The sequence below is a fragment of the Paenibacillus sp. PvP094 genome (genome assembly GCF_040546835.1).
In the GTDB taxonomy this organism is placed as follows: domain Bacteria; phylum Bacillota; class Bacilli; order Paenibacillales; family Paenibacillaceae; genus Paenibacillus; species Paenibacillus illinoisensis.
Genome location: NZ_JBEPOM010000001.1, coordinates 3,014,195 through 3,036,959, shown reverse-complemented (window position 1 = coordinate 3,036,959; position 22,765 = coordinate 3,014,195). Strand labels below are relative to the sequence as shown.

The following is a 22,765-nucleotide window of genomic DNA, read 5'->3' as shown; positions in this document are numbered from 1 at the left end:
CAATCATGGATTCAATATCCCGTAGCCTATTCTGGCACCATATTATAACACAAAAAAACGGCAAATTCGAAAATTAGCCGCTTTTTACTCGTTAAAGTTTTGGTAATTGTGCAATTGCTGCGGATTTATCCTTACCTTAGCATATATAGCCCGCTTTTGTTAGCTCTTTCTATGATCCTCATGACGAATACGCAGGGTCTCACCGTGTCCGAGCACCCGGATTCGTTCTTTGTGGATTCCGAGTCGTTCACGTTCAACTTCCAGCCGATCCAGCGCTTCCCTAGGCGTATCATCCGCGAGTTTAAACGTACCATAATGCATCGGAACCATAAGCTGTGAACCGGACTCCACGAATCCCTGCAGCGCTTCTTCCGGCGTGACGTGCTGGGACGTCATAAACCATTCGGGCTCATAGGCACCAATCGGCATTAACGTAACACCGATGTCAAAGCGTTCTCCAATCGTTTTGAAACCCTGAAAATATCCTGTATCCCCAACAAAATACAAAACAGGCGGTCCCTCTGATTGCTGCAATGTCTGCGTTGTTGAATCCAAGGACGACTCGTTATGCTCACTTGCAGCCGCACTCTCCTCGGACGAAGTTGTCAGCGCATGATGATGCTCCAGTACGTAGCCGCCCCAGTGGGAGGTATTCGTATCAAATAACGTCCGGCGGGTCCAATGCTGTGCCGGGACAAAGGTGATTTTGACGCCTCCGAGCACGGTATGCTCCCACCACTTCATCTCATGGCAACGGTGGAAGCCCTTGCGCACCATTTTTCGTTTAAGCCCATCCGGTACAATCAGCAAGGTTTTGGCGGTAACCAATTTCCGCAGTGAAGCGAGATGCAAATGATCATAGTGAGAATGGGATATCAGGATGACATCCAAGGGTGGAATATCTTGAATCGGAATACCGGGGGGACCCAGTCTCCGTTGAAATCCCATTTTTTCGGCCCACACGGGGTCAGTTACGATGTTCAGTCCATAATATTGAATAAAAAAAGTGGAGTGACCGATCCAGGTGATGGTTGTCTCATCCCGGTTGGCATGCAGGTAATCCAGCTCAGGCGGGTGTTTGGGCACGGTATATGAATAATCCTTCACCTTGCTCCGCCGCTGCTCCCTCCACTGCTTGAATTCCTTTAACGTTTTGTCCGTACTTACATTATCAATGTTGTTATAACGGATTTTCGGCATGAAAGGGCCCTCCTCCCTTCCTAATATCTTAACCCAACCTAAGCCTTTTTGAAAAAAGAGAGGCGGATTAATCTTTTGGGTTTTTGCTTACTGCCAGATACACGAACAGAAACGCAATCGCAGCAACAATAATGAGCGGCGGTGCATACATGATCGTGAATTCCTCAAAGAAGCTCAAACCCGTTATGCCCGGAATGCCTGTTGCCCCTTCCAGATTCATGAGGTTCATCCTTTCTTTTTACCCGATTGGCCACGGACGTAATTCGCATCAAACAGGAACAGCTTCATGATGAGGATTAGCGACGGAATCAGCACCAGCAGACCAAGACTGAATGCCGTGATGAGCGCAATCCCCATCGTCCGGTTGGTAAAGCTGTCATAGATGTTAATGTACGGATACAGGATATAGGGCAGATGCGACCTGCCGTATCCATACCAGGCGAAGGCGAATTGAAGCATTACGGCGATGAAGCACCAACCGAGGTACTTTCGCTTCCATACAAGAGAGACCGCAATAACAAAACAAATAAATGATGCGATAAACATCCACGAAATATTGACCATTTGCTCAAAGTGCACGGGATTCTGTTTGTTAATCTGCAGGAACGCCAGGAAGCTGGCAAAAATCGTGGGCAAGCTCCACAGCAGTGCGTATTCCCTCAGCACTTCAAATGCCATCTCATCTTCAGCTCTCTTGGCATAATAGGACAGAAACATCGCCGAAATATAAAGCACACTGACGAGCGCAAGCAGTACAACCGACCAGGTATATGGGTTCGTCAGGAATTCACCCCAGCGAAAAAACACCTGCTCACCAACCTGCTCAATAATTCCACCCTCTGAAATGGCCAAAATCGTGGAAAAGACAGCCGGGATCAATAATCCCGTCGCACCATATAAAGCCATGTAGATGCGACTGTTTTTACCATGATTGCCATAGGTGTTGTACGCGTAGTAGACCCCCCGAATAGCTAGCAGCACAATAGCCAGGGAGCCGGGGACCAGAAGAGCTGTTCCATAATAAAAGGCACTATCCGGATAGAACCCTACCAATCCAACCACGAAAAAGATCAGAAACACATTCGTCACTTCCCACACCGGTGACAGGTAGCGCTGAATAATGTTATGGATTTTGTTCTCATGCCCTGTGAGCAAGCTATAAAAACTGAAAAATCCTGCTCCAAAATCAATGGAAGCCACAATCAAATAACCAAACAAAAATGTCCATAATATCGCAATGCCAGCAATTTCGAAGCTCAATGGACAATCCCTCCCTCAAGTCCAAGCGACTCCAGCTCTTTCTCAGCTTCCTTATTCCGGAACAGCTTGCTGAGTACCCGAATAGCAGAAAAACACAGGACCAGATATAACAGGATGAACAGAACGAGCATCCACCCTACAGAGGTAGAGGTAGTAGCTGCTTCGGACACTTTCATGTATCCCCGCAAAATCCATGGCTGCCTGCCTACCTCCGCAAACATCCAACCCAGCTCAATGGCGATCATCGCCAGCGGACCGAGAAAAACGATACCGAGCAGGAGCCATTTCGGATATGGTTTTCGTCCAGGAAGCCAGCGGCGAAACACATACAGAACAGGAATCAGCAGGATGATCACACCTGTCGTTACCTTCAAATCAAACATGTAGTGAATGGACAACGGCGGCCGCAGATCAGCAGGGTACTCTTCCAGTCCCTTCACTTCGGTGTCCAGACGATTTCCCGCGAGAATACTGAGCGCATACGGAATTTCAATCGCATATTTCACCTCATTATTCTCGTCAAGTATTCCGCCATAGACGAGCGGGGCCTCCTTCATGGTCTTGAAGTGCCATTCTGCCGCTGCCAGCTTCTCCGGCTGGTATTTGGCCAAAAACTTGCCGGAGGAGTCGCCAATCATGACTGTACTAACCGCAAATACGAGGGCACATACCGTAGTGAGCTTGAGTGCCTTTTTGTAATAGACATGGTCCCGGCCACGAAGCAGACTGAAAGCAGCAATACCTGCAAGAATACCGGCGCTGAGCGTATATGAAGATCCCAGCACGTGAGAAACCTTGGTAGGTGTAGCCGGGTTCAGCATGGCTGCAATCGGATGGATGTCCTTCATGATGCCATTAATCAAGGTAAAGCCTTGCGGCTGGTTCATAAAGGAATTTACGGTTGTAATGAATATGGCCGAAGCGGAAGATCCCAGTGCTACCGGAATAAGCAGAAGCATGTGTGTGTATTTCTTCTTGAACCGATCCCATGTGTACAGGTAGATTCCCAGAAAGATTGCTTCCACGAAAAAAGCGAACGTCTCCATAAATAGTGGCAGCGCAATCGCCTGACCCGCGACCCGCATAAACATCGGCCACAGCAGGCTAAGCTGAAGACCGATGGAGGTTCCGGTGACGACACCTACAGCTACGGTGATGACAAATCCCCGTGCCCATCTGCGTGCCAGCAAGGTGTAATGGATATCGTTAGTTCTCAGCCCCCTCCATTCGGCCAGCGCAATCATTAGCGGAACGCCTACGCCGATGGAGGCAAATATAATATGTACAGCCAGGGTCAGACCGGTCAGAATCCGGCTGAGCAGAACAGGGTCCAGCGATGACATGGGTGACACTCCTCTTCATCATGATGTACAGCTTCATGTATCTGCTTGTCCTAATAGCTCAATAACTCATGATACGCATGATACTTTTCACAACGGCATACAGTACGACCACTGCTGCGACCAGGCAGACAATAATGAGTGTTTTCTCCTGCTTGCGAAACATATACCTGCCATCCTCCTTTTAATCCGATGCAAATTATGGCGCTATAGACAGTTTGCAAAAGTTCATGGTTTTTTATCCTGAAAATTTGAAAAACAAAAAAAGCCTTTACCTTTCAGTGTAGAGTTCACTGAAAAATAAAGACTTAGTGATGTGTATCCCGTCAGCAACATGGCATCTCTGAACAACTCCCCTGCCTAGAGGAGATCCTCCTGCTTGGGCAAACGTACTTTGAAGGTACTTCCTTTGCCAATTGCGGATATAAACGTAATCGTTCCATGATGATCTTCGACAATTTTGCGTGAGATATACAGTCCGAGTCCGGTTCCACCGATCTGCCGGTGGTCTGAGTTATCCACACGATAAAACTTCGTAAACAGCTGGTCCTGCACATTCTCCGGAATACCGATTCCGTAGTCGCGTACATCAATGCATATCCACTCATTTTCTTCCCACATGGTAATGTCAATCCGTTCGGTTCCTGGCGAGTATTTCACTGCATTGCCAATCAGATTGTGAAGCACCTGGGTCATCCGATTCTGGTCTGCATAAGCAAAGAAATCGCCGTTAAAGGCATGCACATAGATACGCTGGATGGATTTGATATTCCATTGCTCGGCAACACCCTCCACTAATTCCAGCAGCGGTACATAGGTCATATGATAAGTCATGCTGTCGTTGTCCAGACGCTGGATGTCCAGTACATCCTCAAGCAGGCTGCTAAGCCGGCTGCCCTCCGACGAGATCGTTTCCATAAACTCCTGTCGCTGTGAAGCAGGTAAATCATACATCATCATTAATTCTACATAACCCATAATGGTTGCGACTGGGGTCCTCAGCTCATGGGATACCACGCTTATCAACTCGTTTTTCATTCGATTCAGGCGTTCTTCTTCCGTACGGTCGCGGAACACAAGCAGGAACCCATGGTTTTTGCCAGGCACATCCACTTGTTTAATATAGAGGGAAAATACGCTTTTTTCCTTGTTATTAAAACTGAATTCGGTCTCCACAAAAGCACGTTCCCCGTGCAAAAAAGCCTTCGTTTGCTCCACCAGATTGAAGTCATCCGTCAGGACAACCTTATCCATGGCTTGAGCAAATTCTTCAATGGATCTGCCCAGAAAGTTACCAAGGCCGAACATTTCCTCGACCCTTCGGTTAACGATGGTAATCATGCCAGAGCGATCGGACATGACCAGCCCTTCCCGAACGGATTCAATAAAGTGTTCACTGATATCGCGCTGTTCCTGAATTGCAATTTTCTCATTAAACAATTCTGCATTCAGTTTCTCGAGCGCGAGTGCATGACGCACACGTTCTTCTTCTGCTCGTGTTTTATCCGTAATATCTTTGATAAACAAGTTATACAGCTTCTCATTGTTGCCGAGCTGAATCTCCACAATTTTGTATTCTATCGGGAAAACCGAACCATCTCTGCGAATGCCTGATATCTCCTCGACATTGGCATGCCGCTTGCCCCGGATATATTCGTATCGCTCCAGCATTCCTTTGATTTCCACGCAACTCGCCCCCTGAAAAAGGGACGGAGCATCGGTCTCAAGAACGACCTCTTCCCGTTTTAGCCCAAACATTCTTTCGGCTTCGGGATTGAACTCAATGATCAGTCCGTTGGAATCCACAGCAATAATGGCATCAATGGATGAATCGATAATAGCGCGTTTGATTTCCTCACTATTTTTCAGTTCCTTGGTCCGTGCACGAACCCTGTCCTCCAGTGTTAATTTATCCTGGCGGATCTGTTCGAATTGTTCAAGCAGAACATCTGCCATTTTGCGCAGATTGCCAATCAAAATTTGAACTTCCATGACATGGCTTGTTGGCCAATCCATTTTGCCTTTACGAAATAATAATCTTGGGAGTAAGCCAGTCATCCGAGTAAGCCTGATCAGAGGACTCACCACCTTTCGGCTTAATGGGGCAGCCACAACCATCGAGGTTACAAAAATGAGAAACAGACTCTGCAGGGTAGTCAGATAGATCCTTTCAATCCGTGAATAATAATTGGCTGAACTTGTCTCCACATACACACGGTACGAAGTATCTGACTCCACATCTGCTTTATAGATAAATGAAGCATGCTTCCAGTAGGTGAGCGCATCGCTGTAATAAGCGTCTCCTGAACGGAAGATAATGGAGGACTCCCCCTCTTTCAGATAACGATAATTGCTTGTATTTAAATATTCGCCAATGATTACGGTATCCAGCCCGGATGCAATCACGCGATCATTCTTATCCAGAATAATGACGTTTACATCCAATAGATGATGATAACGCTCCATGCCCCGCTGCATATTTTGAACCGTCAAAAATCGTTCATCCAGATCCTGCGTCACTGCATTGGCTGCGTGTTTCATATTTAATATAATCGTTTCATGAATTTGACTTAACTGTCTGCGGCTATCAGCTGATAAAAGAAATAGAGAGACCACAACAACAAACACGACCACATATTTAAAAGCAATTCGGCTAAGCGGGATGGTGCCTGTCCTTTTCGATGGATGCTCGCCGTTGGTGATCCAGAAGTCTATTATGATTCCGGCAATTAGCGCGTTAACCATACTGACCACGGCAATATGCATGTATGCATACTTTACTTCATCCAGATTCATGTTCAGGATATAATGCCCATACCCCAAGACAGGTAATAACATCACAACCCAAAACACGGCATTCGCCTTCATAATGCTTCCGTTCTTCCAACGCATCTGCCAGCCCAGCATCCAGAGCAACTCAATAAAATGACCAAAGACCATGTAGAGACAATGTGAAGTTGGCCCATTATAAAGCAGATGTATTCCACTAATTGCAGCAAAGGTGATAAAACCATACATTCCGCCATGCAAGCGTAGGGCAACAAGGACTGCTGCACTGCCGAACATCAACTGGACGCCATAAAACAACGTAAGTGGGTATATGCTTCCCAAGGCTCCAAGCACGATGAGAATCACAGTACCTATCCAAGCGATTCGCAATTTCTCTACAATCCATACCAGCATTTTGGCGGCCATTATTCGAAGCATGGACTACAATCCTCTTGGCCTAGTTCTATATCCGTATTCAACAACAACGTTGGTACCTCCTATAAACGAGAGCGGTTCTATCTACTTTTCTTTCCTCAAATCCCCCTGATACATTATACTGTATATATTAAAAGGTTTTTCTATTGGAAAAATTTGATTTGTCGGCAAAATAGCCACAGCTATGGTAAAATACTGAAGCTCTTCTCAAGTTTGTACTCCCCTACATATACATCCTATATATTGGAATATAAACATTAAAAAATTTGTGGTATTTCTACACTAAACTCAGCTTTTTTTTAGTAATTTCTTAACAAATTCTTTTCATCAGGAGTGAGACCTCTATGTCTATCAAAGTACTTCTTATAGAAGATGAGAAAAATCTGGCTGACATGATTGCTTTCTTTCTTGAGGAGGAAGGATACATAACAGAACGGGTTCATCATGCCCGTGAGGCACTTCAACTTTTCCCGCAGTTCGGGCCGGATATTGTTGTGACTGATCTGATGCTGCCGGAAATGGATGGAAATGATCTGGTAGATGCGTTTCGCCAGCATTCCACTGTACCGATTCTCATGATTTCAGCAAGTACAATGCTGAATGACCGGCTCCGAGCATTACATAACGGTGCTGATGATTTTCTTTGTAAGCCTTTTAGTCTGAAGGAGCTGGACGCAAGGATCAAGGCACTGCTGCGCAGATCCGCCATTTCGTATCCTGATAAACCAGCAAAAGAGGATAAACCATCAGAACATACGGGACATGTAACTGTGAATGAATATAGACGGACACTGTTCGTCAACGGAGTAGAAATCGAAGTCACTCATATTGAATTTGAGATCATGAAAGAATTGTACAAATATCCGGGTAAAGTATTTACCCGTAATGAGCTTATGGACCGAATTAAAGGATCGGAACGAGCCTACCTGGACCGTACCATTGATGTACATATCTCCAGCTTGCGTAAGAAAATCGAACCCGACCCCAAAAATCCACGCTATATCAAGACCGTTTGGGGAACAGGTTATAAGTATGTGACTTAATTCAATATTCCTTAACTAGTGGCTATGCCCTCTCCGTGTGTATTTCTGTATCGACATGGCAGAGGGCATGGCTTTTTCTTGATCCTGCAGTGTGGAGTACAACCATTTCTGAATGTCCAAATAAAGCTGATGTGGCTCGCTCGGATTCCACAGCATCATCTTAATGAGGCCATTACCTGTAATCTGCTGCACATGCTGTCTGCGAATCAACGATTGGAAATCGGTAATAACCAGCAGTGGCAGCTTTGGCAAAAAGGCACGAATGGCATTGGATGCCGATACGGCCTGGCTTGCATCCATGTAATCGACAATGCAATAACGGGAACGGCCCCAAGCAGACCTTGAAACCATCTTCTGGTTTTGTTCCTCGCCTCGGATGCATTCTTCCTGCTCTTCCTCCATCCACTCGTTAAACAATTCGATAATATGCTCATAAGCAATACCGCGGCTTCCGTCCGAAAGTACTGTTATACGTTCCATAGTTGTAACCTCCAGTTGTTTCATTCTACTTATTGTGCCGATCTTCATTTAAAAATGTTTGTGAGTGAACATGAAAGAAGTGTTAACTATCTTAGTACTTCTCACACAACTATGTAAGGTTTGTCATCCATTTCGCAGTTTGCCTCCATTCATGTAAAATAGGGATATACCCGTTGCTATCACGGGAACTTAAATGATGAATCCGGTACAGGAGGTTATGAACCGATGAATATTGTTTCCATTGAACCAACACCCAGTCCCAATACGATGATGCTTCACCTCGATGAGCGTCTCGAAGACGGGATCCGCAGAACCTACACGCTGGATAATGAACGTTCTGCTCCAGCGTTTATCCGCCAAATGCTCCATATTCCTGGCGTTAAAAGTGTATTTCATACCACGGACTTCGTTGCGCTGGATCGCAAGGGGAATGCCGACTGGTCCGTCATTCTGGGGGAAGTCCAGAACCGTCTGGGCCAGCAAGGCATTGACCTCGACTGGATTGAATCCGAGGATGCATCAGGTGAGCACTTTGGCGAAGCACAAGTATTTGTACAGTTTTTCCGCGGTGTTCCGATGCAGATTCGGGTTAAGGCCGGTGCAAAAGAAGAACGAATTTCTCTCTCCGATCGATTCGTTAAGGCCGTTACCGAAGTGGCCAGTGCAACGCTGATCAAAGAACGTAAATTAAGTGATTACGGCGTACGGTACGGTGAATTGCCGGATATTGCCCGTGAGGTTGAGCAGGAGCTGGAGGCAGCCTATCCTCCGGAGCGTCTGAAGCAGGTCATTGAACAGGCCATTGCGCACGGAACCAATACAGAAGAGTTTGTGGAACGCCGCCGCAAGCTCGAAGGTGCCGAGCTGGAAGAAGCACTGAGCAGTGAGGATTGGAATGTACGCTATGCAGCTTTTGACGGTATGGAACCTACAGAAGAGAGATTGCCGCTTATTGCCCGCGCCCTGCATGACAGTAAAATGCAGATCCGCCGGTTGGCAGTAGTCTATCTTGGGGACATCAAAACGCCGGAAGCCATGGAATTGCTGTATGAAGCACTCAAAGACAGCTCCCCTGCCGTACGTCGTACCGCTGGAGACACCTTGTCCGATATCGGCGACCCGGCTGCAACCGCTGCGATGACGGCTACGCTCACCGACAGCAGCAAACTGGTGCGCTGGCGGGCAGCCCGTTTCTTATATGAAGTGGGAACCGAAGAAGCAGAACAAGCTCTGCGGAAGGCAGCGGACGATCCCGAATTTGAGGTTAGCCTGCAGGCCAAGATGGCACTGGAGCGAATTGAATCCGGTGAACAGGCTGCAGGTACCGTATGGCAGCAAATGGCCGGACGTAACAAAAAGACGGAATAGTCCTTGTTAAAAGAACATCCAACTTTTGTTATTGCATGATGAAACAAGGAAAGGTATACTGAATGTCTATTTGAGCAACAGAACATGGCATGTAACGTTCTGCTATTCAATAATTTCATAGACAATAGATACACCTCATCCACGATGATGAGGTAGAGGTCGCGGGTGCGATCAGTAAGCTGAAGGAGGCGCTAAGGAGCCGCTCATGAGATCAGCCGAAAGGTGCACCCGCCGAAGCCTGCTGGACGGTTCCTTACATTTGTCCAGTATGGTTGGGGCTGCTGCCGAAAGGTACAGAACTGTCACAGAGATACACACCAGCCCGCATGGGTGGGTATGAATTCTTCTGTGTTGAGCTATCTTATAACATCTGGGACAGGTGCGGACAATGGATAATAAGACCGCAGGCTGAAGCCTGCGGTCTTTTGTGTGTATAGTGCCATTGATCCATATCATCAGTACGCTGAGTGAAGGAGTGTTTTCATTGCAAGACCGCAACAAGCAAACAACAGCAGGAAACGGTTCGCTGAAAAAAGGATTGCGTGCACGGCATATGACGATGATTGCCCTCGGTGGCTCCATCGGTACAGGGCTGTTCCTCGCAAGTGGTACCGCCATCTCCACAGCCGGACCGGGTGGTGCATTGATTGCATATGCCGCCGTCGGTATCATGGTTTACTTTCTGATGACAAGCCTTGGAGAACTGGCTACATTTATGCCTGACTCCGGTTCATTTAATACGTATGCTGCTCGTTTCGTCGATCCCGCACTTGGCTTCGCCATGGGCTGGAATTTCTGGTACAACTGGGCCGTCACCATTGCAGCCGAACTGGCTGCAGCTACGGTACTCATCAAGTATTGGTTCCCTGACAGCTCGTCCATGTTATGGAGCCTGCTATTTCTCGTTTTAATCTTTGCTCTGAATGTGCTGTCTGTTAAAGGTTATGGCGAATCGGAATATTGGTTTGCCATCATCAAAGTGGCTACCGTCATTATCTTTTTGACCGTGGGTGTGCTGATGATCTTCGGTATTATGGGCGGAGAAGCAGTTGGTTTCAGCAACTTTACAGTGGGTGATGCGCCCATCCATGGCGGATTCTTCGCCGTACTTGGTGTATTCATGGCTGCAGGGTTCTCCTTCCAGGGAACCGAGCTCATTGGTGTTGCTGCAGGTGAAAGTGAAAATCCGCGTGAGAATGTGCCTCGTGCCATTCGGCAGGTATTCTGGCGGATTTTGATCTTCTATATTTTGGCCATCACGGTAATCAGTTTGATCATCCCGTATACGCATCCGAACCTGCTCAAAGGTGATCTGAACAACATCGGTGTCAGTCCATTTACGCTAGTATTTGAAAAAGCCGGGCTTGCCATTGCAGCTTCGGTAATGAATGCGGTCATTCTGACCTCTGTGCTGTCTGCCGGCAACTCTGGCATGTATGCTTCAAGCCGGGTACTCTATGCTCTTGCCCGTGATGGCAAGGCGCCGCGTTTCCTTGCACGACTGAACAAAAAAGGCATTCCAATGAATGCCCTGCTTGTAACTACAGCTGTCGGTATGCTGGCGTTTCTCGCTTCCCTGTTCGGTGATGGTATTGTGTATACCTGGCTGCTGAATGCCTCCGGCATGTGCGGATTTATCACCTGGCTAGGCATCGCAATCAGCCATTATCGCTTCCGCCGGGCTTATGTTGCCCAGGGCAGGGACTTGAAAGACTTGCCTTATCGGGCACGCTGGTTCCCGTTCGGACCGATATTCGCTTTTGTACTCTGTATCATCGTCATTATCGGTCAGAACTATCAGGCCTTTACGGGCGACCAGATCGACTGGAGCGGAGCGCTTGTTGCCTACCTGAGTGTACCGCTGTTCCTGATTCTATGGCTTGGTTACAAGTGGATCAAGAAAACCAAAGTGGTGCCGCTGCAGGAATGTGACTTCTCCCCTACGGATTCCTCTGCGCAGTAAACGTATAAAAAATCCCCCTGCTTCTGACCGTTCTCAACGGTTTAGAAGCAGGGGGATTTGTTTGTATACCATTAAGGCGTTATTACATCCGCCTTGATTCATAACGTCCAATTGATCTTCACACGCAGATCAGTTGTATCTTCCATTTTGGACACATAATACGATATCGATTTCATCCCGAGCTGATACAAATTCTGCAAATCTTCAACCAGACTGGTCTCAGTACCTTTGTATCTGAAAGTCAGTGTGGTTCCACCTTCCTTCAGCACATTCTTCACCTTGGTTTCCAGTGCGGAATGTCCACTAACCGCATCTTTCTCGTCATAGAGCGAATATTCCAGCGTATGGTACAGCTTCTGATACGCAGGTGCCTTGCTGCCGCCGCTTTGTATCAAGGTTTGCAGGGCCTCCCGATAGGGAGCTGGTGCAGTCGGATATTTGCCTTTGCCCGTCCAGATATGGTCGCGTGCCATCTCGTCGTCGCTGAGCAAATAGTAGTTATGGCTAACTTTTCCTTTGCGGTCAGGTGTCGGATCATCCCAGGTCGTGTCCATGTGGTACCATTTGCCGTCCAGCTTCACGATATTCCACGCATGCAGCTGATCACCTGCCGTACCTTCCACAATCCGGTTCTCAATACCTACCTGTTCCAGCATACGGTAAGCAAGCAGGGAATATCCCTGACATACGGTGCTGCCCGTGACAAGTCCATCATAGGCCGTGTATTTCTGTAGAGAAGTATCATAGGCAAGATGGAGAACTATCCAGTCATGGATCGCTTTCACCTTTTCATGATTCGTCATGCCAGGTGTGATGATCTCTTTTAACACATGGGTCACTTTGCGGTTAACATAATCGGTCTGTTCCTTGGTCTCCCGGTAGGACAAATTCACATGGACCTCGGCCGAAACGTTGGAGCCTTTATAATTAAAAGCATAACTTTTGACGGTATATTGGATATAGGGATCACTGGTCATTGCTTCATCAATGGAGCTCTGGAGCTGCTTTTTGAGTCCTTTCACATCGCCCTTGTATGTAAATACAAGCTCCTCCGTTCGCTGTGACATGGCTGTAAGCAACGTCTGACGTAAATCCTTGGTTGTTGAAATATCGGATGTGTCCGATGCAGCATACAGTTGATCAAGGTCAACCGCACGAGGTAAAGCCACCGCAATCAGACAGCCTGCCAGCAATATGGTGATCACTCGTTTTCCGTTTTTGCCCATGAAAGGATACCACCTCTCTTTGCAACATTCTCATGCCTCATTGTATCACAAAAGGATCTGACGTCAGGCTTCTAGTTTTGTCGAAAAGCATCAAAAGAGACCTTCCGCAGAAGGTCTCCCTTGTCTTCAGCAAAATAACACATACCCGTTAGATCCAGCCTATGACTTACCAGAGCGGGTTATGCAAGAATACCTCTTAATACAGACGACTACCTGTCATAAATGAATCTGTCTTGCCCTGCAGCTTGGCCAATCGCTCCAGTACCTGTGACGCTTCCGCTACAGTCACTTTGCGTGCCGGCATGAAACGCCCTTCAATGGAAGGAAGCAATCCCAGCTTCATGCTAAGAGATACAGCACCTTTATTGGTAATCGAATTCGCATCTACAAGGTTCGGCAGATCCGATGGCATGGTGTAGAACCCAGCCAGCTTCTCGTAACGAAGTATACGGACAAGTAATACAGCCAGTTCTTCCCGAGTCATCTCATCCTGTGGATTCAGACTGACCTCTGGATCAGCGCCAGCGAGCCAGCGCTGGTCAATTAATGTACGCACTGCCTGATAGTAAGGGCTATCTGGGGTAATGTCCGCATACAGCTTGTCATCCCCGTTCACAGTGTAATAGATGTCCAGATTCGGATTAACTGCTCTCGCGAGATAGTTAAACCAATCTCCTCGGGTAATCACCCGATCTGGGAAAACACGTCCCTGCTCATCAGGAATCAGGACGCTATGCTGAGTCATATTAAGGATGGCCTCTTCAGCCACATGACCAGCAATATCACTAGGTGCAGCTTGAGCTGCCGTGCTGGAAGTGTTGTACATAGACGTCCATTCGCCTGTATTGGCATCAAGTACTTCGTAGCTGCCGTAGATCGATTTATCATCCCGTGTAGGCATATACGCAAGATTGATCCCCGACGGAGTGACTTGGCCACTGCTCGTACCATGTCCACCGTAACGGGAATATGCCAGAACCAGCTTGAATTCTTCGAGGTAGGCCGCTTTTGCCTCTTCGTAGCTGATCGCCGGCTCCTTGCTTGCAGGCAGCTGCTCAGGCGTTGCAGCAAGATTGGCGTAAAATTCGCTAATCGTCCCATCGTTCAGGACCTGTACCTGTACCTGATCATCCTTAACCGCGATTCCATTCAAGTAACGCTGAAAAATGAACGTATGGGCGTCCTCTACCTCAAGCACGCTGGACAGCTTGAACTGTTCCGTCGCATCCGGCACAAGTGCAATAACCGAATTAATCGCAAGTTTCTCGGCTTGTGTACGGGTTACAGACTTGCCTTCATTTTTCTCATCCGGTTTCTCTTGACCGGCATCCGGACCCATTCGCTGATACAGGCTATAGCTGTAAATTTGTCCGGTGGTGGCATCCACTTGTGCTGAAATGTCCCGCATGAACATATAGGACATATTCGCGTTTCGGTTGCTCCAGCTCAGACTCCAAACCTGATTGTTTGGACTCCAGTAGCTGCCTTTATTTAACTGGCTGTAATCCAGCTTGTATCCTTCCGGAATGTCAAAGCTCTTTTTCACCAGGCTCTCCGCCTGCTGGGCATTCAGTCTCTGTCCTTTCGCTGGAACAAAAGCAGCCACACTGCCTTTCAGCGGTTTGTCCTGCTGTACGGTATCCTCGGTAATGACTTTTCCAGTCATAGCGTTGAACCGTTCCAGCGTATTTGCCTCAAGTGGAACCATACTGGAATCCTTCGGCGTATATCCAAGATAATACGCCTGACCTTGCTTTGAAGACAGGCGGTTTTTCGAAATGTAGGCGAGTTCTACATCGAACTGGTCTTCGAATTGCTGCCTTGCCTTCTCTGCAGACATAGCTGGTTTCGATGAAGGATATTCTGCCGCGGTCGTCATTCGTGAATATCCTGTTACCAGGCCACTTTGATCCACACTTATGTAAACCGTCTCCGCCTCAGATAACAAACCGTCATGCTTCAGTTGGTATGCAAATTGATATTCGGTTCTGCCAAACAACGATTGCTGTCCCGCCGTTTGGTACAGGTCTCCCAATGATGCGTATGCGCCTTCCTTCAAACCAGGGATGGCCTTGTACAGAAACGCCACAGCCTGCTCTTCCACTTCATCCTTGGTCAGTTTGGCTTCTGACCCAGATAACTGCTTATCCAATAAATCAGATGGCAAATGTACACTCAGTACTTCCCCTGTCCCTGCATGTACAGATGCGCTGAACCCCATGGAATGATTCCCCTCGGTAATCTGAAACCCGATATCCCATGTTTTGTACTCCAGCGGAGGAAATTGGTTGTTCGGATCAAATTGCGACGAGGTGATGGTCGCCTTTTTCAACATCGGAAACAGTTTCAATATATTCTCACTGGCTTGCTTGGAGGAGATTTTAGCCCCCTCAGGCACGTCATTGCTAGTCACGTCTAGTTGTTCATTTTCCCCCGGTGCAGCTTCTGTTACCTGCTCTGCTTGCGCTGCTGACACGCTGCCTGCAAACCCTGGAGTCTGCGATGCCAGAAGCAATGCCGCCATGGCTGCTGAAGCAGCTCTGGCTGTCATCATTTTGAATCGAATCTGAAAACTCAAATCTGGACCTCTCCCTTCAATTTCATACATGGATGCATGCGAAATAACCCTGCATGAATATTGCCAGTCTATTCTATGATACCATAAGCTTCCTTTTTAATCGTCATTTTCCCAACAATTTTACAAATGAGAATTTTTGCATAATGGTTTGAACAGACCAAAAAACGCCAACCTGGTTGGCGTTTTCACTGTTAGCCCGATTGTCATGCAGGCTGACGGTTATTAAGATTTATTAGAGGTTATGTCCGAATTGTGCGGTTGAGCCTGAACCTGAACATGTTTTTTCAAGAACGGAATGACGGTCTCCCAGAAGGCAGGGTCTTCCTCTGAGCAGCTGTGTCCACCGCTATTCACCCACAGATGCTCTACAGGCGGATCAGCCTTGGACATGAAGTATTCCAGCTCACTTGGCGGGATAAAATTATCTCCCTTGGAATGCACCATAAGCATTGGCAGCTGCATGCCTTTACGCCGTTCATTCAGCAGCAGGACCGGATCGCGCTGGCGGTACGTTTTCAGTGATTCACCGAGCCTCCAGAACCAGATTCGCGGAATCAACTGCGCCAGTGGGAACAGCGGCAATCGCCGACGTTTCAGCTCCGAGCTGACGATTACTTCAAACTGGGATGGCATCGAATCCGTGATGACTGCCGACACCGGAATATGTTCCGTTACCGCCATGATCGTTCCCAGACCTCCAAGGGAATGGCCGAGCACACCGATGGCACCCGGATCGATCTCCGGCCGAGCGGTGGTGTAGCGTAGTGCCGAGAGCAGATCGTCACGGAACAGATAGGCAGACGCTGCTTTTACCGGATCACTGGCCCCATGACTCCGAACATCATACATGAAGAGAGCATATCCGGCTTCCCAGATGGGACGTGCGTAACGGAGCACGCGTGATCGGTTGGAACCCCAGCCATGAGCGATAATGATTAACGGCCAAGGTTTGGGAACATGGGCGCCAGCCGGAATAAACCATCCATGAACCCGTCCTCCGCCACTCTCGAAGGTGACATCTTCAAATGGCATGGGCGGAGTAATCGTGATGGGGATCTTTTTGGGTGTCTGACTCTTCACCGCTGCCTTCCATAAGCCACCTGCCGTTACGGCAGCAACAGCAATAACTCCACCAATCATCGTTCTGGCTTTCACTGTGCATTTCTCCTCTCCGGCCTCTGTCATACACCTATTCTACGCCAACACCATTAACGCCCTGTTAAACAGCTGCATCTTTTATATATACCCAAATATACATATTGTAGATTTAGTTTTTTACTTTTTGACTCTTGCTGCTTCCACAAATGCATGTGTACATGCTGCAATCTGTTCATGATTCCCTGCATCCAGTGCCTCTCTCGGCAAAAGTGCACTGCCAAGTCCTACAGCTGCTGCACCAGCAGCAAAGTAGTCTGTAATATTGTTTAGATTAGCTCCGCCCGTTGCAAGCAGCGGGATATGATTAAGTGGCGCCTTGATCTCCCGTAAATACGGCAATCCCAGACTCGCCATCGGAAATAACTTCACTACACGTGCGCCTGCTTCATAGGCAGCTACAATCTCGGTAGGTGTCATGGCTCCCGGCCAAATTTCCACCCCATGTTCTACAGCATATTCAATAACGGACAGATCGACATTGGGCGATACCAGAAATTGAGCACCTGCAGCAACGGCTTCCTTGGCCATCTGCACATTAAGAACCGTTCCTGCTCCCACATAAGCCTGTCCTTCATGCCGGGTCCGCCAGTCTTCGATAATCTCGTGTGCCCCAGGTGTATTAAGCGTTACTTCCATCAGACGGATTCCTCCGTCTGTCATGCCTTTTCCTGCTGTTATTGCTGCTTCCCGGCTAATGCCGCGAACAATGGCAACCAGCCTCGACTCCAGTAGTACTTCGGTCAAATTCATGCGAGCTTCCCCTTGCTTCATAGATTCGGCAGCCGAAGACAGTATTATTATCACCGCTTTTCCGTTAATTCATATTGTAAAACGAATTTATCCTTGATGAAATACACAACCAAAAAAACCTCTCTTATCAACATGGACGAATGTCGGTGGATAACACCCATTCAACCCATGACCATAAGAGTGGTTTTGCCGGAATCAAGCCTCTTCCAGTACACTTTCCTTTTCCAGATCCTTGAAATATTGATCATTGTACAGCATGCTGGGATGTGTAGGATGATATGCCAGAGCAATATCATTGTGCTTCTTCGCCTTGGCACGATTGCCCAGCCGGTCATAACATACGCATAGCTGCAAGTGGGGCATCCATGTCCAGGCTGCTTCGTTCAGCACGACCATCGGATCGGCAGGACGAACAGCTTGGGTCGCCTGTTCATACCAGAATACCGCCTTGCGATAATCTCCTCGGTCCGCGAAATAACCACCCAGGCGGCAGCAGATCTCTGCTCTCGGCAAATCATAGGCAAACGACCTCAGAAGCGCTGAAACTTCCTGTTCTGAGCGCCCCAATGCCGCTTCGCAATCTGCAATTTTCTGGCAGGCGGCAATCTGATCTTCCACCCAACCAAGACCCGTATTCAAAAACTTCCCGTAGTATGTAATCGCATCCTCATGCTGTCCATGGTCTTTCAGTTCATTACCGAAGTAATAGAGATCCCGGGGAGTAAAATGTTCTCCTGCTTCCTCACGCTTGCGGTAAATCCTCAGGTTGCGGTCAGTGTACTCCTTGTCTTTCTTATGGGTCACCGCAATATCGCTATGCAGCAAATTTCCTCCAACTTCCAGATATTCATGCACTGCACCAATCCAGCGGAAATTCCGATCCCGTCGCACCAGTCGATTCCTTCTCAAACTGTAGGCAACCTTCCCATCTGGAGTAAATGACAGATTATAGTCCATAGTAACGCTGTCTACCGAAGGATCAAGAGAGTGTTTCAAACCAATAAGCTTCTCGCGGTCATTCGGTTCGAACACATCATCAGCATCCAGCCAAAGTATATATTCCGTGGTTGCCTGATCGAAAGCAAAATTGCGTGCAGCTGCAAAATCATCGATCCATTCAAAATCAACGATTCGTTCTGTATATTTGGCCGCAATTTGACGTGTACGATCCGTTGATCCGGTATCCACGATGACGATCTCGTCGGCAATGCCCTTCACCGAATCCAGGCATCTGGCCAGGGAAGCCTCTTCATTTTTCACAATCATACATAGCGTTATACTGATTGCCTCTTCTCCTCGTCTGACCCTGCGATTGTACGCAGCAGCACCGGGAAGTTCTGATAATCGGTAGATATGATAGGCCGGAAGATGGGTATCCACGTATAAACGAAAACCAAGTGCTTGAGCTCGAATGCAAAAATGACGATCCTCACCCCAGAACGAGACATTCGGAATCTGGTCGAAGGAAACCCCACCCACCAGAGCATTCTTGCGAATGAGCGTACATGCACCGAGCCCACCAACTTCGTAACAGCCTGGCACTCGCAATTGGTTTAGAAAGGCATCGGTTTGTGTGTTCTCATCCAAAATTTCCTTACCCGCTTCGGATTTCCCGCCTTTTCGGTACAAAGCGTACTCATCCTGCAGCCATACCTGCGGCATTTCCCTTGTACCCGGCTGCCAGCGCGTCCAGAATATATTCGATACAATATCCTTCTGGGTGGAGACAAGCTGTTCCAGCGTGCGGGGATGCAGCACAAGATCGGAATCAATCAGGAAAACAGCATCGTAATGCTGTTCGCGGGCGTATTGCAGGATACGGTTTTTCAATCCGGCTACCCGCCAAATCTGTTCGTCGCGCCAATAATGACCTCCCTCATCCCTGCTGTATGTCCCTTTTCCCTGAGCAGTTCCATCATCGTTATCTGATTCAAATACAGTTCCTTCCTGCTGTGATGCAAATTCACGAAGGATATTAGAAGACGCCTCCTCTTCATTATCGTCTATAAACAAATAGTCCGTCTCCACCGTCGTTCGCTCCAAGAAGGTCAGAGATTCCAAAAATTCACGGAGCACTGCTGCGGTTTGACGAACCGGACTGGCAATCAGCACCTTCTCCTTCGGTTTTACCTTATTCAAGTACAGGCCCCCTTTCTTTCTTATTCCATCCAGGGCAGCAGCCTTGGATCTGTATCCAGAATGGATTCATACTGTTCTCTCCAACCGTACCTTGCATCCGGGTCCAGTGCCTGATAACGCTCGAATTTGCGGATGCGATCCTCCTCTCGAGCCCAGCCGTAATGCTTCACACGAGGCGTATGACATCCATAGGCAAAATGCTGAATCGTAAGAGGGAAACGTCCGCAGTGCTGCGGGGTTTCCTTCCACTCATAAGTCAATCCAGGACGATAACGGACAAGAAACGGACGGTAATATGCATGTGCCTGCCAATATTGATCCTCCCGGTAGTGCGTATCGTTCCACATATCAAACAATCTGAAGTAGATCGCGTCCTCGCTACTTCCCAGGAGCTGATTGCGCTGCATGCCAAAGTCAGCCGTCAGAATCTCATCGGCATCCAGATTCAGAATCCATTCAGGTCCAGTAGCTATCGTTGCCTCCCATTGCTGCTTGCGCAGACTCACTTCATCGGCGAACCGGGACGCCCGATTTTCCACCATGACCAGGGGAATCCCTTCAAGCAGCTCTTTACATAGGGCAACCGTATTATCGGTGCTCCCATCATCTATGATGACCGCACGATCAATCCAAGGCCGGTGCGTTTGCAGCGCCTGTCTAAGATATCGCTGTTCTTCATTGCGTACGATCATGGACAGCGTAATATGTGGTCGTTCGTCTTCCTCACGGTCATTCAAAGCCTCACCTCCACGTCTGAAGCTGACTTTTATTATCTCTCAAGGTTTTGCTATCCGATTGCAGCTAAGAAAGGTATATAGGACTGGATTGGAGCATATTTACAGGCTTAAGTATTTATCAGATAAACTTTCATCTTGACCCATCATCGGCCTCACTTTGACGTCTGGCTTGTTGGCTTATGCCCATCCTCTATATTCAATCTATGCATATCCGGGATGGGGTTATGTCTGAGAACTCCGCTCTCGGAACTCACCACTTACTGTGCTCCAGTGCTTTTAGTTCCTGTCTATATTCAACAAAAAAAGCACCCGCTTCCGCGAGTGCTTCGGTTAACCTTTGTTACATATATTGAATGATTCACGTTATGAATTAACGGTACTCTGCCAGACGATCATTCAGGCTGCGTGTCTGACCATATACTTCCTGATACAGTGCAAAGAGTCCATCATATACGGCTACCGTTTCCGGGTTCGGTACATAGGATTTGGCAGGGCGAATGAACGCTGACGCACAATCCTGCAGGGAAGGGAACCAGCCGCAGCCATATGCTGCAAGCATTGCTGCGCCCATTGCCGGGCCCTGCTCACTTTCAAGCTTCACAATTGTGGCGTCAAAGATATCCGCCTGCATTTGCAGCCAGGCTTCATTTTTGGCACCACCTCCGATGGAGATGACCTCATTGACCGTTTTGCCTGCACCACGCAGAATATCGATCGATTCCCGCAGGGAGAACGTAATTCCTTCCATGACTGCACGCCCAAAGTGCTCCAGCTTATGTCCGGCATCCATACCGATAAAGCTGCCGCGAATGTTCGCATCTGGATGAGGCGTCCGCTCTCCGACGATATAAGGGGTGAACAGCAATCCGTTGCTGCCAGCCGGAACCTGATCAATGCCCTGCAAGAGCACATCAAACGATTTGTCCGCTGCAAACGTATCCTTAAACCAGGATAGGCTGTATCCAGCTGCAAGCGTTACCCCCATAATATAGAAGGCATCCTTCTCCCCATGGTTAAAGAAGTGGACTTTGCCTTCGAAATCGAGGTCTTTGCGTTCTTCATAAGAAAGCACAACCCCAGACGTACCGATGCTGCACATCGTCTGTCCTTCACTCAGAATGCCTGCGCCGATTGCCCCGCACGCATTGTCGGCCCCACCTGCAAATACTTTGGTCGCAGCCGCAAGGCCCGTTTGATCTGCGATCTCTGGAAGCAATGTGCCCACTTCTTCAAACGATTCCACGAGACGCGGACAAAGTGAGATCGGCAGTTCAAAAGCTTCCGCAATCTCCTTGCTCCACTCTTTGCCAGCAACGTCCAGCAGCAATGTACCTGCTGCATCCGAATAATCCATGGCATAATCGCCAGTCAGGCGATAACGAACATAGTCCTTCGGCAGCAGGAACAAGGATGCTTGCTGCAGCAGCTCCGGCTCGTTTTCCTGTACCCACAGGATTTTCGGCAGCGTGAAGCCTTCAAGTGCACGGTTCCGGGCGATGCTTAAAAGTTTATCGTCCAATACTTTCTCAATGCGGCGGCACTGAGCCGTAGTACGTGTATCGTTCCAGAGAATGGCATTGCGCAGTGGTTTCCCCTCTGCATCTACCAGAACAAGTCCATGCATTTGCCCGGAGAAGCTAAGCCCCTCAATTTCAGAAGGCTGTACGCCGGATACTTCCAGCAATTTGCGCAGGGAGACAATCGTCTGTTCTACCCAATCTTCCGGATTCTGCTCACTGTAGCCAGCCTTGGGCTGGTGCAGCGGGTAAGCCTCGGATGCTTCAAATGCCACTTTTCCTTCGCGGTTAACCAGCACCGTTTTGACTGCGCTGGTTCCCAGATCGACACCAATTACGTAACTCATGGGTTAACTCCTTTCGTTTGTAGCAGGATTGTATAAATGCAACCCTGATGCTCATGTGGTCACTCCGTGATCAGAAAACCCTCGGATCGCCGTTACCCCCGGATTTCCTTCAATCCCTTTTCAAGGGAGAAATCCGGGGATAAATGCGAACGCTACCGCTTCCTCGAGTCCTTTCTGCTCACTTCGTTCTGCATGCATTATCATGGAAAAACATTTATATCAAAACAGTAAAAAAGTACTCGTTCTTATAGCGGAAAGATTGATCCAGTGACCTTGATTAGTCATTGGTTATAAACCAAACGTCATCAATTGAACATGTAGCAACTTCGTGATCCGAAAACCATTAAAAATCGCTTTGTTTGGTATCAAAAAACCGCCCCCGCCTTCCCAGGGGAAAGTCGGGGACGGTCCGAATGTCATGCCTGTTCAACGTCCATGGTACAAGCTCGTGCATA

Annotated in this window: 16 protein-coding genes, 1 pseudogene and 1 riboswitch; of the genes and pseudogenes, 3 read left to right on the top strand and 14 right to left on the bottom strand. The window is 48.1% G+C overall.

Translation table 11 applies throughout. From position 1 onward, the window contains the following. Positions 1 to 159: 159 nt before the first annotated feature. The 5 genes from ABIC22_RS13945 to ABIC22_RS13925 all read right to left on the bottom strand — a co-directional run bounded on the left by ABIC22_RS13945 (position 160) and on the right by ABIC22_RS13925 (position 7,007). Positions 160 to 1,200 (bottom strand): MBL fold metallo-hydrolase, encoded by a 1,041-nt coding sequence (locus ABIC22_RS13945; RefSeq protein WP_354481519.1) that lies wholly within the window; start codon positions 1,198 to 1,200, stop codon positions 160 to 162. A gap of 67 nt (positions 1,201 to 1,267) precedes the next feature. Then, positions 1,268 to 1,420, bottom strand: coding sequence for a cytochrome bd oxidase small subunit CydS family protein (gene cydS, locus ABIC22_RS13940; protein WP_164764332.1), 153 nt, complete (start codon positions 1,418 to 1,420; stop codon positions 1,268 to 1,270). A 5-nt stretch (positions 1,421 to 1,425) separates the two neighbouring features. Beyond that, positions 1,426 to 2,460 (bottom strand): cytochrome d ubiquinol oxidase subunit II, encoded by a 1,035-nt coding sequence (locus ABIC22_RS13935; RefSeq protein ID WP_127539855.1) that lies wholly within the window; start codon positions 2,458 to 2,460, stop codon positions 1,426 to 1,428. Next, entirely contained in the window at positions 2,457 to 3,803 is a 1,347-nt protein-coding gene (locus tag ABIC22_RS13930) for a cytochrome ubiquinol oxidase subunit I (RefSeq protein ID WP_127539853.1), read from the bottom strand. Before ABIC22_RS13930 ends, ABIC22_RS13935 begins: the two co-directional genes overlap by 4 nt. Positions 3,804 to 4,160: 357 nt before the next feature. After that, entirely contained in the window at positions 4,161 to 7,007 is a 2,847-nt protein-coding gene (locus ABIC22_RS13925; RefSeq protein WP_354481514.1) for an ATP-binding protein, read from the bottom strand. Positions 7,008 to 7,348: 341 nt separating this feature from the next. Between ABIC22_RS13925 and ABIC22_RS13920 the strand changes: the two genes are divergently transcribed. Then, complete coding sequence (locus tag ABIC22_RS13920; protein WP_127539850.1) at positions 7,349 to 8,047, top strand: response regulator transcription factor; 699 nt, start codon at positions 7,349 to 7,351, stop codon at positions 8,045 to 8,047. Between the two features lie 15 nt (positions 8,048 to 8,062). On the opposite strand, the gene ABIC22_RS13915 is transcribed toward ABIC22_RS13920, so the two are convergent. Then, complete coding sequence (locus ABIC22_RS13915; protein ID WP_354481511.1) at positions 8,063 to 8,527, bottom strand: hypothetical protein; 465 nt, start codon at positions 8,525 to 8,527, stop codon at positions 8,063 to 8,065. Between the two features lie 225 nt (positions 8,528 to 8,752). Here ABIC22_RS13915 and ABIC22_RS13910 point away from each other — a divergent pair, with 225 nt between their 5' ends. Together ABIC22_RS13910 and ABIC22_RS13905 are read left to right on the top strand one after the other, a co-directional pair. Then, positions 8,753 to 9,895 carry a virulence factor gene (locus tag ABIC22_RS13910; RefSeq protein ID WP_127539846.1) on the top strand — a complete coding sequence of 381 codons (1,143 nt, stop codon included), beginning with the start codon at positions 8,753 to 8,755 and terminating at the stop codon, positions 9,893 to 9,895. A 145-nt stretch (positions 9,896 to 10,040) separates the two neighbouring features. Beyond that, positions 10,041 to 10,262: riboswitch (Lysine riboswitch) on the top strand. A gap of 117 nt (positions 10,263 to 10,379) precedes the next feature. Continuing rightward, entirely contained in the window at positions 10,380 to 11,858 is a 1,479-nt protein-coding gene (locus ABIC22_RS13905) for an amino acid permease (protein WP_095292413.1), read from the top strand. Positions 11,859 to 11,956: 98 nt separating this feature from the next. Here the strand turns inward: ABIC22_RS13905 and ABIC22_RS13900 are convergent, their stop codons facing one another. The 8 genes and pseudogenes from ABIC22_RS13900 to xylB all read right to left on the bottom strand — a co-directional run bounded on the left by ABIC22_RS13900 (position 11,957) and on the right by xylB (position 22,310). Then, positions 11,957 to 13,084 carry a transglutaminase domain-containing protein gene (locus tag ABIC22_RS13900; RefSeq protein ID WP_154896705.1) on the bottom strand — a complete coding sequence of 376 codons (1,128 nt, stop codon included), beginning with the start codon at positions 13,082 to 13,084 and terminating at the stop codon, positions 11,957 to 11,959. Positions 13,085 to 13,280: 196 nt separating this feature from the next. Next, positions 13,281 to 15,662 (bottom strand): YcdB/YcdC domain-containing protein, encoded by a 2,382-nt coding sequence (locus tag ABIC22_RS13895; RefSeq protein ID WP_354481506.1) that lies wholly within the window; start codon positions 15,660 to 15,662, stop codon positions 13,281 to 13,283. Positions 15,663 to 15,884: 222 nt separating this feature from the next. Next, positions 15,885 to 16,817, bottom strand: a complete 933-nt coding sequence (locus ABIC22_RS13890) for an alpha/beta hydrolase (protein ID WP_354481503.1) — start codon at positions 16,815 to 16,817, stop codon at positions 15,885 to 15,887. A gap of 120 nt (positions 16,818 to 16,937) precedes the next feature. Further along, positions 16,938 to 17,570 (bottom strand): bifunctional 4-hydroxy-2-oxoglutarate aldolase/2-dehydro-3-deoxy-phosphogluconate aldolase, encoded by a 633-nt coding sequence (locus ABIC22_RS13885; protein WP_354481500.1) that lies wholly within the window; start codon positions 17,568 to 17,570, stop codon positions 16,938 to 16,940. A gap of 195 nt (positions 17,571 to 17,765) precedes the next feature. After that, complete coding sequence (locus tag ABIC22_RS13880; RefSeq protein WP_354485966.1) at positions 17,766 to 18,836, bottom strand: glycosyltransferase; 1,071 nt, start codon at positions 18,834 to 18,836, stop codon at positions 17,766 to 17,768. A 366-nt stretch (positions 18,837 to 19,202) separates the two neighbouring features. Then, positions 19,203 to 19,682: pseudogene (locus tag ABIC22_RS13875) on the bottom strand (glycosyltransferase); the annotation flags it as partial. Positions 19,683 to 19,729: 47 nt separating this feature from the next. Beyond that, positions 19,730 to 20,446, bottom strand: a complete 717-nt coding sequence (locus tag ABIC22_RS13870) for a glycosyltransferase family 2 protein (protein ID WP_354481497.1) — start codon at positions 20,444 to 20,446, stop codon at positions 19,730 to 19,732. 370 nt (positions 20,447 to 20,816) lie between these two features. Continuing rightward, complete coding sequence (gene xylB, locus ABIC22_RS13865) at positions 20,817 to 22,310, bottom strand: xylulokinase (protein WP_354481494.1); 1,494 nt, start codon at positions 22,308 to 22,310, stop codon at positions 20,817 to 20,819. Positions 22,311 to 22,765: the final 455 nt, after the last annotated feature.